The sequence below is a fragment of the Paenibacillus sp. FSL R7-0026 genome (assembly GCF_038004485.1).
Lineage (GTDB): Bacteria > Bacillota > Bacilli > Paenibacillales > Paenibacillaceae > Paenibacillus > Paenibacillus xylanexedens_A.
In genome coordinates, this window is record NZ_JBBORG010000001.1 from 1,001,332 (window position 1) to 1,016,966 (window position 15,635).

The window sequence follows — 15,635 nt, forward strand, 5'->3', positions numbered from 1 at the left end:
TCTTCATGTGTTCTTGAAGAACCATGCATGATCATTCACGGGAGGACTCTCCATGATCTCATTATATGGTGTAAGCAAACGTTATAACGAGCGCGGTTCCCGTGCAGATCAGGGATTCGAAGCATTAAGCTCGGTGTCCCTCGAAGTGGGACAAGGAGAAATACATGGCATCATCGGATCGAGTGGTGCGGGCAAATCCACACTTCTGCGGATGCTTAACGGATTGGAAAAGCCGGATGATGGTGAGGTTGTTGTGAATGGGCAGCACCTGACCCAGATGAATGAACAGAGTCTGCGTCAGGCACGAAGATCCATTGGCATGATCTTTCAACACTTCAATCTTGTCAGTAACCGAACGGTGAGTGGCAATGTCTGCATGCCATTGGAGCTTGCGGGTATGCCCCGTGCGCAGCGAGTTGAACGTGGACTTGAGGTGCTACGGTTTGTTGGACTGGAAGACAAGGCGGGTCAATATCCTGCTCAGCTTAGCGGAGGACAGAAGCAACGTGTGGCGATTGCACGAGCGCTGGCCAGTCGTCCGGATGTGCTGCTCTGTGATGAACCGACCTCTTCGCTTGATCCACAGACCACGAACGGTATCCTGGATGTGCTGCGTCATATCAATGAAACGCTGGGCGTGACCATTGTTGTAGTGACGCATGAGATGGAAGTGGCTCGCAGACTATGCCACAGGATATCCGTCATGAAGGATGGGCGGCTCGTTCGTACGTTGTCTAAAGCGGAAGTGAGTAGTATCCCTGCTCCGCAGCCTGATCTGCTGACCTCCTTGCTTGCGGGTGACGAATACGGGATGACAGGTTCGTCTTTGTTCCGTCAGGCAGAACAGGAGGACAAGTCATGAGGTTACCTGAGTCTGTGCTGAAATATCAGCATGAGATATGGCAGGCGATTGGAGAGACTTTTGTCATGGTGGGTATCTCCATTGCGGCAGCTGTTCTGATCGGGTTACCTCTGGGTACTCTGCTGTACTTATTCCGGAGAGGACAACGGTATCAGAATCAAACGCTGTCCTTTGTACTCGGTAGTGTCGTCAACATCATTCGTTCGTTTCCGTTCTTACTGCTGGTTGTATTCATGATTCCATTCACACGGATCGTCGTGGGAACGTCCATCGGTACACTGGCGGCAACCGTGCCACTCTCGGTCATTGCAATTGCCCTTTACGCGAGACTGGTGGAACAAGCGTTGCTCGATGTACCGAGGGGAGTGGTTGAAGCTGCTGCTTCCATGGGGGCATCGACGATGCAGCTGGTGGTGAAATTCCTTTACGTGGAGGCACGATCTGGCCTTGTACTGGGAATCACGACAGCTACGATTAGCTTCATCTCCTACTCGACGGTGATGGGCATTGTAGGAGGTGGCGGGGTTGGCGATTTCGCCATTCGCTACGGTTATCAGCGCTTCGAAACGGAGATTATGGTATTTACGATCATCATTATGATTATCCTGGTACAGATGATCCAATTCACAGGTAGCAGACTGTCCCACTGGCTGGATCGCAGATCCTGAACGGTTGGACCGTGCATTATCACGAATAACCAATACAGATTATACGATGAGGGGTAGACACGAAATGAAAGCAAAAATGATGCTTATGTTGCTTGCAGTGATGCTGGTTGTAGCTGCTTGTGGACAAAAAGAAGAAACACCTGCGGCAGAAGGAACAAAGGAAGATACTCAGGCAGCACAAGAAGTTACGCTGAAAGTAGCCACGTTGATTCCACCGATGACAGATGTACTGGATATTGTAAAACCGTTATTGAAGGAAGATGGCGTCAACTTGGAAGTTGTCGTGCTGTCCGATAACGTTCAGCCGAATACGGCATTGGCGAACAAGGAAGTGGATGCAAACTTCTTCCAGCACGTACCTTACATGACCCAATATAACGAAGCGAACAATGCCAATCTGGTGGCAGTACAACCTATCTATAACGCCATCTATGGAGGTTACTCCAAAAAGTATAAATCCATTGAGGAATTGCCAGAAGGTGCAACGATCGCGATTGCAAACGATCCGTCCAACATTGGTCGCTCTCTTGTAATGCTGGAGCAAAACGGACTGATCAAGCTGAAAGAGGGCGTAGGTTTTAACGCCACGCAGGCAGACATCACCGAGAATACGAAGAAATTCAAGTTCGAGGAAGTGGACTTGTTGATGCTGGCTCGTATGATGGATGATGCTGATCTGGTAGCCATGACTCCGGCATATGCCAGTCCGCTCGGTCTTACACCGAAAAAGGATGCACTGTTAACCGAGAAGGATGATTCCCATTTTGCCATCACCATGGTTGCTCGTGAGGATAATAAGGACTCCGAAGCGATCCAGAAGCTGGCTAAACGCATGGCGGGTCCAGAGGTCAAAGCCTTCTTCGAAGAGAAATATGCAGATATCGCGATCCCGGCATTTAAATAGAGAATACGTTAGTCCAATGTAAATAACCTTTAGATCTGAGCGATAACGCTTGGATCTTTTTTTTGTCGTTCGCGTGCTTATTAACAAGTATTTAGAAAGTTAACAATTTGGTCATATCCCCGGAACACTTTATTTAATAGTTTTTTCGTATAATTTGTTTGAAAATAGTTCTTTTGGATTATAAATTAAGAGATTTGTTCGAGTTTTTTAGTGTAAAGAGTGTTTTTCACAAGAAGTGAGACCTAGTTTTTTAAAAAGATGGTTTACAATCTATGAGAGCTATATAAGAGCTATATAAGTTGTATGAATCATTCAGCGATTGGCAGGTTGTTCTGTCATCGGAGTGGCACTAGTTCAACTTATAAGTAGATCAAGTAAAACTAAAATTAATCTGGAAGAGGTAGAGAAATTTGTCCCGAAAAAATAGCAAATCGACCTGGTTCAACAAGATGCATAAGAACTTTAAGACCAAGCTGGTGGTGTCCTTTATTGCTTTCCTGGCCATTCCTTCGTTCAGTATTGGAGTTTTATCGTATAACAGTGCAAAAGATGAAGTGGAGAAACAAATTTTACATAGTGCGATGGAAAATGTGAACCTTGCCAGTGCAACGATAGATCTTTCAGTCAATGCCAAGCGGAACCACATTGAATATTATGCGAGTACACTCGCGGAGCAATTGCGTCAAGAAGATGCCGAGGTTCGGGTTGTGAACGAATTGAAGGGGTATGCCGCACAGAACAAAGATATCATCACCATAGGTGTAGGCACAGAGGCAGGTATGTATCTGATGTCCTCTGATGCGGAGATGCCTGAAGATTACGATCCGCGAACAAGACCATGGTACACAGAAGCGATGGGTACTCCACAGCAGGTCATTGTTACAGACCCTTATGTTTCTGCCGAGACAAAAGAGATTACCATTACGATTGCGAAGGCACTGGAAGACCAATCTGGTGTGGTCCAATTGGATCTCAATCTGGCGGACATTAGTCAATTGGTTAGCGGAATTAAAGTAGGAGAGAAGGGGCATCTGATTCTGCTGGATGCCAGCGAAAAGTATATCTATCATCCGACGATGGAACCTGGAACAGATGCAACAGAAGATTTTTGGACACAAGTGTATACGAATGAATCCGGTAACTTCAACTATACCTTTGATCAGGTTGATAAGGTCATGTATTACGCCACGAATGAATCAACGGGATGGAAGGTCGCAGGCACCATGTTTTCTTCTGAAGTGGAGGATGCCGCTGCGCCTATTCTGAATCGAACAATTATGGTGATCGTTTCCTGTCTTGTCATCGGAATTTTGATCATTTGGCTGGTGATGCGATCGATTGTTAAACCGATTCGTCAGTTGAAGGATCAGGCGATTCAGGTGAGCGAAGGGGATCTAACCCAGACCATAACAAGTACAAGCCATGATGAGATTGGTGAACTGAGTGATGCCTTTGGCAAAATGCAGCACAATCTGCGTGTGCTGATTCAAAATGTGGAGAACAGCGCCAGTCAGGTAGTCATCTCATCGGATGAAATGACTCAGAGTGCGGAATCAACCAGTGCAGCCAGTGAGCAGGTAGCGCGAGCCATCCAGGAAATTGCGAGTGGTGCGGAGAAACAGACCCAGGGTATTGAACATAACCATCAGGCCATGAATGAAATTACGATTGGTATTACAAGAATCGCCGAACGTTCCATACATGTCGCTGATTTGGCGAAACATACAACCGTACAAGCAGAAGAAGGCGGCAACACCGTCAAGCAGACGGTGAGTCAGATGCAATCGATTCAAGAGACGGTAGAACAGACAAACCAATTGATTCAGGCGTTATATGAACGATCACACCAAATATCAGCGATCACGGAGTTAATCGGAAATATAGCCAAACAGACAAACCTGCTCGCGCTGAACGCATCCATTGAAGCTGCTCGTGCAGGTACACATGGCAATGGATTCGCCGTTGTAGCAGCAGAGGTTCGCAAGTTGGCAGAGCAATCCGGACAGTCCGTCAATGAAATCACCGTGCTGACTACGGCGGTTCAGGAAGATATGGCTGCTTCCGTTCGCATGATGGAGAAGGTGACTTCAGAGGTTGGAGAGGGCATGGACATCTCTACAGAAGCGATTCGAAAGTTTGAACGTATTCTGGATAGCATGCGGGAAACGACACCTCAGATTGAAGAGATTGCTGCCACGTCACAAGAGATCACAGCAGGTGTGCAGGAAGTATCTGCTGTATCCAATGAGTTGGCAGGTATTGCGTCAGGCAACGCCGCAACTTCCGAAGAAGTGGCCGCTTCCTCAGAAGAGCAACTGGCAGCGATGGAGCAGATTTCTTCCTCGGCTCGTGGCTTGTCTAGCCTGGCTGAAGAGCTGCAGCGCTTGATTAGACAGTTTAAGTATTAAACGGGATCGTAGAAGAGAGTATTACAGGGACAGCATCACATCATGTTTCATTAGAGGGAGTGGACAACCATGCAACTGGAACTCAAAGCCTTCTTACTGCTAACGGATGCGGTCATGATTACAGATGAGGAGGGTGTGATTCTGGATGTGAATTCCGTTTATGTAACCAAAACAGGATTCTCACGGGAGAGCACCATAGGTCAGCCTGCCCGATTGTTAATGGATACCCACTGGAGAGGAAATCAGACCTGGTCCGGCGTTGCCAAACTGATGAAGGCTGATCAGGAAGTGTGGGAAGCCCAGGTTACGATTACATCGGTTCATTTGGATGATTCTCTTTTTTATATCAGCATATTTAATGATGAATTTTCATGAAAAAAAACGTTGTTTGGTGATAAGGGGATGTTAGCTGAAAGTAGTAATTATTTTCAAAAAAATGGTCAATATCGTCAATTGAATAAGGGAGCACGGCATACTATGATTTGTGTACTGAGGAACTGCGACCGTGAATCTGACAACATTCATTGAATGCATGAAATCCTGAAGTCGTAATGTGGACGGTGACCATTTGCTACGCGATCTTGTATTAAATTTCACGCTAATTTTGATCTTTGTTTTCCTAATTCATCACTATTTGAACCATACAAATGCTACCCGTTCAACATCCATCACGACTCGGATCATTATTGGTATTACGCTAAGCATGTTGGGCACGGCGCTCTATTATTTCTCTATTGTGCTTGAGGATGGTACATTGTTGAATTTCCGGGCTAGTGTGTATCTGCTCGCTGCTTATTTTGGTGGAAGTGGCTCTGCATTCGTTACTTTTGCATTCATATGGATTTTTCGGATTAATATGGGGCTTAATCCCTTGTTGGAGAACTGGCAATATGCGTTGACAGAGTTGTTATTTGTTGTAGCCATATGCCTGATCTTTAAGTATATCAGGGGATTTATGCAGAAGTGGTTGTCCGGAGCGTTGCTGCTGATAACTGTGTATGAGTTTTTTGTACTACAGATATATTCTTCTTCTCTGCTAATGATGGGGCAGATTCTTCTTTTTCAATGTATCTGTCTGCTATCCGTTATATTATTCCTGTATTATCTGAACCAAAATCATCGATATAGGAGATTGGTCATTCAGAGGGATCAGGAAATGCTGGAGATGCTTCGTATGCAGCCGGGTTTTACTTTTAAAATCCGAAAACAGAACGGAAAGTTCGAGTATCTTGTGCTTGAAGGAGAGATGCTCTCCCGACTGGGCTTGGATATGAGTAGTCTGAAGCAAGATTACAAACTGGGCACATTGGATATTTTACCTCAGGAAAAGGTAGAATTTCTGCGAAAGCAGTTTAACCGGGCATGGGAAGGGGAATCTTTTTTTTACGAAATTGAGCATGAAGGTTACTATTCGCTGGTGAACGTTCGCCCTCTGCGAGAAGAGGGTGTGGTGAAATTTGTCGTGGGATATGGTCTTGATATTACGGAACACAGAGCGGTTAAGCGAAGGATTCAAGAAAGTGAAGAGCGATATCGAACACTTGAGCGAGTGTCGGCAGACTGGTTTGTCGGTTTGGATAACAACAGATGTATTGTGTCGGTGAATCAGAAATTTCTGGATGTTCTCGGTCTCGGCAGGCAGGAAGTGATTGGGCGTCAGCTTGAAGAATTGTTGTTCATTGAGCAGCTGGAGAACTGGTTGTTCGTTTTCCAAAAAGCCTTACATCACAATATAACACAGGATACGGAACTGAGTTTCATTGTTGGAGAAGGTCGTGAGCAGCATGTTCGGGTTCACCTATCCCCTGTTAAAGTATTAAACTCGAGTGAGAAAATCAAGGCAGTCATTCATGACATTTCGGATCACTATAGACGTGTTAAGGCTGACAAAGCAAGCCAAGCGAAGAGTGAGTTTCTCGCATTCATGAGCCACGAGATTCGTACCCCACTGAGCGGTATTATCAACTTTTCGTTGTTGCTTCAACGGACAGATCTATCTCCACAACAAAAGGATTATTTGAGTAAAATCAATGCGTCCTCCCAAACCTTGCTTACCCTCGTAAATGATATTCTTGATTTTTCGAAAATTGAGGCAGGCAAGCTGATTTTGGAGAAGGTCTCTTTTTCACCAGAGGATGTGATCAAACGTGTGGCAGATCAGATCGGTGTGGCCATCGGGCACAAAGATATCGAAGTGATCTTTACAACCGATCCCGATCTGCCATTAACGGTGATTGGTGATCCGTTCCGACTTGAACAGGTGTTATTGAATCTGCTCAGTAATGCGATTAAATTTACGGAGCATGGATATGTAACGTTGCAGGCAGAGGTTCTTTCATTGGAGGCGGAGCGAGTTCATGTCCGTTTTGAGGTACAGGACACGGGAATCGGAATGTCACCCGAACAATTGGAACGGCTCTTTGTCCCGTTTACTCAAGCGGAACCCTCGACGTATCGAACATATGGTGGCTCTGGTCTTGGGCTGGTCATCTGTTATTTTCTGGTCACCTCTTTGGGAGGAAGCTTGCGGGTGGATAGTGTGCTGGGAGAGTACAGTCTGTTTTCATTCGACTTGATATTTGAACTTGCAGATTCAGAAGAAGAAGAGAGTTTCTCCCTGCAGACACACCCTCTCCTATATGGTGCAAATGATGTGGTTATCATTGAAGATGATGAACGGATGGGCGCAAATCTGAAGCAGCTGCTCTATTCATTCGGGATGAATCCGACGCTGTATACTTCCTTGAACCATATGATTGAAAGTGATTGGTATGTCCATCATGTAGATGGGGCAAGTTCCATGATCATGATGATGGATATGGATGCAGAGGAGACCGTCAACGGATCGTCATGGGACAGTTTCATGAAGCGAATGAATCAAACCAAATTTCAAATGGTGGGTTATACCCATGCTTTTAGTGAAAATGCCCTGTGGAGTGAGGAGAGATCCTTTCGCCCGGATCTCATGATGATCAAACCGATTACACGTCTGGGATTGTTCGAAGTATTACTTGCACTTCAGGGTGAAGGGCCATTGGAGAAAAAGCGGATGATAGAAGGCGATGAATCTTATTTGCTTAAATCCAAAGGGCACATTCTGATCGCTGAAGATCATGAAATCAATCAACTGGTCATTCGGGCCATGCTGGAACATACCGGATTCAAGGTGACGCTGGCAAACAGTGGCACAGAGGTTTTGAAGAAATTGGACGAACAAACATGGGAACTGATTCTGATGGATCTCTATATGCCAGCTATGAACGGAATTGATGCAGCGCGACACATTCGCAAGATGAGGAAATATGATCGTACACCTATTATCGCGCTTACAGCGAATGGTTTAAAAAGGGACCATGAATTATATCTTGAAGCAGGTATGAATGCCATCCTGACTAAGCCCATACATGAACAGCAGCTCGCAGACATTTTGGAGATATGGATTGATCTAAAAGGCATAAGGGAGATCAATGGAATTGATGCAGATAAGGCGATCAGACAGATGGACGGCAAGCCACATATTCTGCAATATGCGCTCACGAAATTCAGGATGGAGTATGGCTCGTTTCAGCAAAAACTGTCGATTCAGCTTCAGCAACAGCAGATTGCTGATGTCATTCGTAGTGTTCATTCTCTTCGAGGCGTAGCTGCGAATCTGCATGCAGTGGACCTGATGTGTGCGGTTCTCCAATTGGAATCGCTCTTGTCCCGTCCGTTATTCAAAGATGAGGAACAGCGTTCAGTATTGGAGAAGGTACAACAGGAAATTGATAAGATTACCCAGTCTCTTCCATGGTGATCTGAATGAAGCTGTGTTGTTTTAAGGTGTGAACTTATATCCGACCCCCCAGATGGTTTGAATGTATTGGGGGTTTTTTGGATTGTCTTCAATTTTTTTGCGAAGTTTGGTAATGTGCACATCAATGGTGCGATCATTAATGTACGCATCAATACCACGAATGGCTTCAATTAGGGCATACCGACTGTAGACTTTGCCAGGATTGAGAATAAACAGCTTCATGATCTCAAATTCGGAAAACGTCATCTCCACGCGCTGGTTATTCAACAAAACAGTTCTTCGGGCCAGATCGAGAGATATTCCGGATTCCTGTTCAGTGACAACAGAGCTGTTCAATATAGAGTAACGACGCAATACGGCCTCAATACGTGCCTTCAGCTCCTGCATGCTGAAAGGTTTACATACATAGTCATCAGCCCCGTCTGTTAATGATCGAATACGCTCAGAAACCTCGGTTAACGAAGAGATGACAATGATGGGTATTGCCGTATGTTGGCGCATGAGAGAACTAGGATTCTTATTACCCGAATCAGGGAGCATCAAGTCAAGAAGCAGGATATCAGGCCGCGCTTGAAGCTGTAGAAGACCATCTCTTGCGTTATCGACACGGATAACATCATACCCTTCACCTTGCAAATACAAGGATAATGTATCGCCTAACATGTTGTCGTCCTCTATGATAAGCACTTTCGTCATGATATTCCTTTCTGAACCCCCTTCTTGTAGAAGGACTAAGATCCATGGATTACTTAATATACCTGATATTTAAAACATGCAACATGAGGATGTCAAGACTCTAACATGACTCCAAGAAGATGAGAGACTCCGATTTAATGCTTGCCAAGATGTGGATCAGCTTCACGCTCGATCAGGCGCATCAGTTTGCGCTCGGTAGCGCTCTCTGGCGCAGGGGTGTAGACACTGCAACGCAGATCGGAACTACCCTGAACCTGCAACGAAGTCAGATCAAACAACATTTTGCCTGCTTTGGAATGTCTGAATTCGATTAAAACGTCCGGGGCACTACTGACGCTGCTTTGTTTCCAAAGGGTATGAAAATCGGGATGTCTGTTCATCATGTCATCCAAAAATAAATTATACCATTCATCATCAACATACTGGCCATAGTAAGCACGAAAAATTGCCAGAAATCCGCTAACAAAATCCTCCCAGTTCACCGCGAGCCTGCGAAACTCCTTTCGATCAAATAACAGACTGATCATATTCCGCTGTTCGGGGGCAATCTGTTCAAAATCCATAAAAACATGGCGGGCTGCATCATTCCAGCCGACAATGTAACAACGCCGGTCCGAGATCACGGTAGGACAGTGATGAAGTTCTTGCAAAATTTTCTGCAAGGAAGGGTGAAGTTGAACCGGTTCTTCTTCCAGCATAGGCAGCTCCGAGTGATGCTCCATGGCGAGCGAAAACAGATATTTTCGTTCATCTGCAGTAAGCCTCAGTGCTGAAGCAATGTTATCCAACACGGAATGGGATACCTGAATATCCCGACCTTGTTCAAGCCAGGTATACCATGTTGTACTCACTCCTGCCAGTTGGGAAACCTCTTCTCTCCTCAGCCCAGGCGTTCTGCGCCGACTTCCGGTGGGCAAACCGACCGATTCGGGAGAAATTTTGGAACGCTGTGTTTTCAGAAAAGTGGACAATGCCTGTAACCTGACATCATAGTTCAATCCATCACCTTCAATCCTCGTTATCATGGTAGTCATTATACTATTATAATTGACAACTTGTAATAGGATATTCAAAAGTGCACTATTAGTGGCAGAGCGTAAGAGTAAGGTAGACAACAGCGCTGAAGGAGGATGGACATGGAACGAGTCGTGATTACAGGTATGGGAGTCATCTCTCCTTTGGGAAATGATGTACATACATTCTGGAACGGATTAATTGAGGGTAGATCAGGTGTATCACCTATAGAACATTTTGATACAGCTTCGTACAAAACCAGAATCGCTGGCGTGGTCCGTGATTTTGATGGTGAAGAGCGTTTTGGACGCAAGGAAGCAAGACGCATGGACCGATTCGTTCAATTCGCTGTTGCTGCTGCGGATCAGGCTGTATCACAATCAGGTCTTGTGATGGATGAATTGGACCGTGAACGGGTAGGTGTATATATTGGTTCAGGCATAGGCGGCATCCAGACATTGATGGAACAAGGCAAGGTCCTGTCAGATCGGGGACCTGCGCGCGTCAGCCCAACACTGGTACCTATGATGATATCCAATTGGCTGCGGCTACGATCAGTATGAGGTTTGGCTGCTGGGGGCCGACATTGTCGCCAGTAACGGCTTGTTCCATTGGCAATACCGCCATTGGAGAGGCTTTCCGGTTAATTCGTCATGGCGGAGCCGATGTCATTATTGCTGGCGGGACAGAAGCTGCTGTAACCGAAGTGTCGCTGGCAAGCTTTGGTAATGCGACAGCGTTATCAACAAGAAATGAAGCGTTCCAAACAGCAAGTCGTCCATTTGATGCAGGGAGGGACGGTTTTGTCATGGCGGAGGGCGCTGGAATTCTGGTTGTGGAATCACTGTCTCATGCACTGGGAAGAGGGGCGAATATTCTTGCTGAAGTGATTGGATATGGTGCCAGTTCAGATGCGTATCATATGGTAGCTACCCACCCGGAAGGACGGGGTGCATATCTGGCTATGAAAGCATCACTGAAAGAGGCTCAGATTGGACCTGAAGACATTGATGTGATTAACGCTCATGCCACCAGTACGGAGGCAGGTGATCTGTCTGAGACAAGAGCGATTAAGCAACTTTTCGGGACAGGTGCCTATGATATTCCGGTCACAGCGAATAAGTCCATGACGGGACATATGCTTGGTGCAGCAGGTGGTGCGGAGGCGATCTCACTTATTCAAAGTCTGCGGTATGGCATCATTCCTCCAACCATCAATCAGGAGCAGAGGGATTCCGAATGTGATCTGGATTATGTACCAAACGAGGCAAGAAAAGCAGAGCTGCGGATTGGGATGTCTAATTCCTTTGGTTTTGGCGGTCATAATGCGGTTATTGTTCTTCAAAAGTATTCATCTTAAGCCAAAAAGAAAAAGCAGCTTTAAGCAGAAAGAAAGCCGTAACCAAAGAAACAGCGCTGCCTGATGGGGCAACGCTGTTCTTTTGGTTACTTATGGATCACTCGTAAACACTGTACCTTGGTTAGTGGCCAAGTGGTTGTACGCCTCAGGAAGAGAGGGATGTCGATTCCGCCATGCCTTTGCTGCCCCGATTCAACCAGCTCACACGCCAGCGGGATTGCATGAAGAGAACCAGGAACAGGGAAGCTGCTGCAATCAGGCTAAGAATGACAAAACCTGGTGTATAAGATTGATAGCTGCTGTACAGTTGACCGAGAATCAGTGGCAGTGCATACCCGCCCAATCCGCCAGCGGCACCTACAATACCTGTCATCAGGCCAATTTCATTGCCGAAACGTTGGGGAACCAGTTGGAACACGGAGCCATTTCCGGCTCCCAGACACATCATACCGAGGAACAACATGACTACTACTACAGGAAGCGGTGGCATGAAGGATACCCCGATCAACATGATGCAGGCTCCTGTATACAGGAAAGTCAGCATACGTGTTCCGCCAATTTTGTCCGCCAGATAACCCCCTACAGGCCGGAAGAAACTGCCTGCGATTACACAGAAGGTGGTAATGTCTGCGGCACGAACAGGAGAGAGCCCATACTGGGTGTTGAAGAAGATGGTGAGATAGTTACATAATCCAACGAAACCACCAAAGGTCACACAATAGAAGGCACAAAATACCCAAGCATCTTTTTGTTTAAGCAGACTTCCATATTGGGACAATTTCTTGGGTTCAGGCCGGTTAGGGCTATTCTTGGCAAAGATAGAAAAGAGGATGAATACAATAGCGATTGGTATAATAGCAAGTCCGAACACAACTTCCCAGCTGCCAAAATGCGTAGCCAAGCGATTGGCAAACAACGTCGCGAGTACGGTTCCGCTGTTACCCGCCCCGGCAATACCCATGGCCAGACCCTGATGCTCCTTGCCATACCATTGGCCTGCCAGAGGTAGCGCAGCAGCAAAGGAGGCGCCTGCGACACCCAGCAAGAGTGCCACCACGTACAGTTGGCTTAAGGAGTCAACCCATAACCAGCCGAGTAATAAAGGAACTAAGGTGACGAGCATCCCGATCTGTGCGGTTAGTTTCGGACCAATATAATCAGACATGAAGCCAAGCACAAGGCGCAGGATGGAGCCGCCGAGAATAGGCAATGCGACCAGATTGGCCTTTTCCAGCGGAGTCATCGGATAATCCAATGCAATGACCACTGCGAGTGGACCCAGCATCCCCCATATCATAAAACTGATGTCAAAATACATAAACGCCCCGAAGAGGGTGGGCTTATGCCCGCTTTTCCAAAAACTTTTGCTCTCCATCATCCATCATCGCTCCTCATCCAATTGAGATCTTCGTGATTTGTCTATGTGCTTGTTGAGGCAGAAAAAGGCCGCAATTCGTCCAGATCTGAACGATTTGCGGCCCCGTTGCCGACAGGCGGTACACGTCATTGTGTTCCCGCATCTGAGTTGATCACAGCACTGTGATTTTGATTCAAATTATAATCAAGAGAAAATATATATGTCAACAAAAATTACATTGAATTTTGAATAATTCATTTTTCAATCGTTATTCGCTTCTTTAATGTTAATTTAGTTGACATTAGATTGAGATTCCCTTAATCTGAATCTAATATGAATCCACACAAAGGCGTGTGGATTCCGGAGGCAACGGTGCCCTTTTCCGAATCATGGAGAAGGGATTTTTCTGTTTATTTTCAGGTGAGAGAGATAGGGGGGCAGCCCATGAGTAGAAGCAAACTGGTGATTATCGGAAATGGCATGGCTGGAGTGAAGTGTGTCGAAGAGATTATCGCACTGGAGCCTGATACGTATGAGATTGTAATCTACGGCAATGAACCCCGTCCCAACTACAATCGGATCATGTTATCGAAAGTATTGCAGGGTGAGCATTCGTTACAGGATATCATTATCAATGATTGGACTTGGTATGCCGAGCATCATATACGGCTATGTACAGGTGAAACGGTACACCGCATAGATACCCGTGAAAAATATATAGAGACTGAATCCGGACTAAAAGAAACCTATGATGTTCTGATTCTGGCAACAGGGTCTTCACCGTTTATCCCACCGATACCGGGAATGGACAAAGAGCGGGTCATGTCCTTCCGAACCATTGATGATTGTACGCGCATGTCTGATTATTCTAAAACCTATCGCAAGGCCGCAGTCATCGGTGGCGGATTGCTTGGGCTGGAGGCCGCGCGCGGGTTACTGCATCTGGGCATGGAAGCTGTGGTGGTCCATAACGCACCTTACATTATGAACCGGCAGTTGGATCAGAAGGCTGCCGCGATGCTTCAACAGGAACTTGAAGGGCAGGGTATGTCCTTTCTTTTGGCCAAAAATACGCAGAAAATTACCGGGCGATCACAGGCTCAGGGACTTCAGTTCACAGATGGTTCCAAGCTTGAAGCTCAGGTTGTCATTGTGGCTGTAGGAATTCGACCAAATGTGGATCTGGCCAGACGAAGCGGAATCGCCACCAATCGGGCAATTATGGTAGATGACTATATGCGCACCAATGTACCGGATATATACGCAGTTGGGGAATGTGCTGAACATCGGGGAATTAGTTATGGTCTGGTGGCCCCCTTATACGAACAGGGGAAGGTGCTCGCACGTACGCTCTGTGGACAGGAAACGCCTGAATACAAAGGATCTATTCCCTACTCACAGTTGAAGGTATCGGGGGTTGATGTTTTCTCAGCGGGTGAGATCAGTGGGGAAGGCATGCAAACTGCAATTCAACATCTGGATGGCATTCAAGGCACATATAAAAAAGTGCTGATGCAGGCTGGCAAAGTGCGTGGAGCCATTTTATTTGGAGATACAACCGAAGGAACGGCATTGCTTGGACTGGTGCAACGAGGTACGGATGTGGCGGAATTGGCTCCGCGTGATGAGGCTCCGGACCCGGCTGAGATGGCTGCTGCGGCATTACCGGCTCAGGAGACCGTATGTGCCTGCAACAATGTGACTAAGGCTGCGATAATGAAGGCCATTCAGGAACAGGGTCTCGAAACGGCAGATCAGGTGAAGGAGCAGACCAAGGCGTCAGGTTCATGCGGTGGCTGTCGCCCGATGGTGGCTGCTCTATTGAAACATACGCATAATCTGAAAAGTACCGGGGGTACTGGCGTGGTCGCCACACCAGATAAACCTGCTCCAATGCCTGTTTGCAGTTGTACGGATCTTGGGCATGCAGAGCTGAAGGAAATGCTGGCTGACATCGATGTTCTGGAGACAGGGCTACCAGACATATCTTTGATCTTGCAGAAGCTGGGTTGGGGTTCGGAACATGGTTGCTCGGTATGTCGCCCCGTAATTCATTATTACTTACAGGTATCCGGTGGAACGATGGTTGTTCGAGAGATGGAAGGTCACTCAGAGATTCAGGTACGCTGGGATGATCAGATCCCGATGTCATCCTATGCGAGGGATGCGGGTAGCTTGGCAGCACAGCTTCGTACGAATTGGATCGGCGCAGCAATGCCGTCGCCCGTGAATGTAGGAGTCGCACCAGGGCCGGGATCATTAGTGAGCGCACTGGTGCAGGATATCGGCTTGCTGGCTTCACCAGCTGGGTGGGAGATCTATGCAGGCGGTCATGCAGAGCATCCGGTCAAACAAGGTGACTTGCTCGGGGTGGCTGAAACAGAGGTGCAAGCGGCCACACTCGCATCAGCCTGTCTTCAATGGTATCGCCAAACCGCTTGGTATGATGAGCCGTTATGGGCATGGACGGAACGATTGGGATTCATGTCGATTCGGGAAACGCTGCTGGATGACCAGTTACAGAAGGAACTGGCAGCTACACTTCAAGCTGATATATAGATGAAAGGCGG

The 15,635-nt window shown here is 46.8% G+C and carries 10 protein-coding genes and 1 pseudogene; 8 read left to right on the forward strand and 3 right to left on the reverse strand.

Annotated elements, in window-relative coordinates; translation table 11 throughout:
- Window positions 1–52: 52 nt before the first annotated feature.
- From MKY44_RS04535 to MKY44_RS04560, 6 genes are all read left to right on the forward strand, one after another.
- Window positions 53–862: a methionine ABC transporter ATP-binding protein gene (locus MKY44_RS04535; RefSeq protein WP_053061448.1), complete on the forward strand. Its 810-nt coding sequence runs from the start codon at window positions 53–55 to the stop codon at window positions 860–862.
- Window positions 859–1,530 (forward strand): methionine ABC transporter permease, encoded by a 672-nt coding sequence (locus tag MKY44_RS04540; RefSeq protein WP_340015765.1) that lies wholly within the window; start codon window positions 859–861, stop codon window positions 1,528–1,530. The genes MKY44_RS04535 and MKY44_RS04540 overlap by 4 nt, the downstream gene beginning before the upstream one ends.
- Window positions 1,531–1,576: 46 nt before the next feature.
- Window positions 1,577–2,434, forward strand: coding sequence for a MetQ/NlpA family ABC transporter substrate-binding protein (locus MKY44_RS04545; protein WP_341006175.1), 858 nt, complete (start codon window positions 1,577–1,579; stop codon window positions 2,432–2,434).
- Between the two features lie 410 nt (window positions 2,435–2,844).
- The gene (locus MKY44_RS04550; protein WP_445670634.1) at window positions 2,845–4,842 is read left to right on the forward strand and encodes a methyl-accepting chemotaxis protein; all 1,998 of its coding nucleotides are present in this window, start codon (window positions 2,845–2,847) and stop codon (window positions 4,840–4,842) included.
- A 69-nt stretch (window positions 4,843–4,911) separates the two neighbouring features.
- Window positions 4,912–5,217, forward strand: coding sequence for a PAS domain-containing protein (locus tag MKY44_RS04555; protein ID WP_036672654.1), 306 nt, complete (start codon window positions 4,912–4,914; stop codon window positions 5,215–5,217).
- 193 nt (window positions 5,218–5,410) lie between these two features.
- On the forward strand, window positions 5,411–8,638 hold the full coding sequence (locus MKY44_RS04560; protein WP_341006176.1) for a hybrid sensor histidine kinase/response regulator: 3,228 nt from the start codon (window positions 5,411–5,413) through the stop codon (window positions 8,636–8,638).
- A 21-nt stretch (window positions 8,639–8,659) separates the two neighbouring features.
- Here the strand turns inward: MKY44_RS04560 and MKY44_RS04565 are convergent, their stop codons facing one another.
- Both MKY44_RS04565 and MKY44_RS04570 read right to left on the reverse strand, forming a co-directional pair.
- Complete coding sequence (locus MKY44_RS04565; RefSeq protein WP_076253483.1) at window positions 8,660–9,334, reverse strand: response regulator transcription factor; 675 nt, start codon at window positions 9,332–9,334, stop codon at window positions 8,660–8,662.
- A 134-nt stretch (window positions 9,335–9,468) separates the two neighbouring features.
- Window positions 9,469–10,332, reverse strand: coding sequence for a helix-turn-helix transcriptional regulator (locus tag MKY44_RS04570; protein WP_150366300.1), 864 nt, complete (start codon window positions 10,330–10,332; stop codon window positions 9,469–9,471).
- A 162-nt stretch (window positions 10,333–10,494) separates the two neighbouring features.
- On the opposite strand from MKY44_RS04570, the pseudogene fabF reads away from it, so the two are divergent.
- Window positions 10,495–11,708 (forward strand): annotated as a pseudogene (gene fabF / locus MKY44_RS04575) (beta-ketoacyl-ACP synthase II).
- A 145-nt stretch (window positions 11,709–11,853) separates the two neighbouring features.
- Here the strand turns inward: fabF and MKY44_RS04580 are convergent.
- On the reverse strand, window positions 11,854–13,083 hold the full coding sequence (locus tag MKY44_RS04580; protein WP_338594837.1) for a nitrate/nitrite transporter: 1,230 nt from the start codon (window positions 13,081–13,083) through the stop codon (window positions 11,854–11,856).
- Window positions 13,084–13,509: 426 nt separating this feature from the next.
- Here MKY44_RS04580 and nirB point away from each other — a divergent pair, with 426 nt between their 5' ends.
- The gene (nirB, locus tag MKY44_RS04585) at window positions 13,510–15,624 is read left to right on the forward strand and encodes a nitrite reductase large subunit NirB (RefSeq protein WP_341006177.1); all 2,115 of its coding nucleotides are present in this window, start codon (window positions 13,510–13,512) and stop codon (window positions 15,622–15,624) included.
- The last annotated feature ends 11 nt before the right edge of the window (window positions 15,625–15,635 follow it).

Excerpts from the sequence above, each read along its gene's own strand:
- MKY44_RS04535 (WP_053061448.1), top strand. The coding sequence starts at position 53 with ATGATCTCATTATATGGTGTAAGCAAACGTTATAACGAGCGCGGTTCC.
- MKY44_RS04540 (WP_340015765.1), top strand. The coding sequence starts at position 859 with ATGAGGTTACCTGAGTCTGTGCTGAAATATCAGCATGAGATATGGCAG.
- MKY44_RS04545 (WP_341006175.1), top strand. The coding sequence starts at position 1,577 with ATGAGGGGTAGACACGAAATGAAAGCAAAAATGATGCTTATGTTGCTT.
- MKY44_RS04555 (WP_036672654.1), top strand. The coding sequence starts at position 4,912 with ATGCAACTGGAACTCAAAGCCTTCTTACTGCTAACGGATGCGGTCATG.
- MKY44_RS04565 (WP_076253483.1), bottom strand. The coding sequence starts at position 9,334 with ATGACGAAAGTGCTTATCATAGAGGACGACAACATGTTAGGCGATACA.
- MKY44_RS04580 (WP_338594837.1), bottom strand. The coding sequence starts at position 13,083 with ATGGAGAGCAAAAGTTTTTGGAAAAGCGGGCATAAGCCCACCCTCTTC.
- nirB (WP_341006177.1), top strand. The coding sequence starts at position 13,510 with ATGAGTAGAAGCAAACTGGTGATTATCGGAAATGGCATGGCTGGAGTG.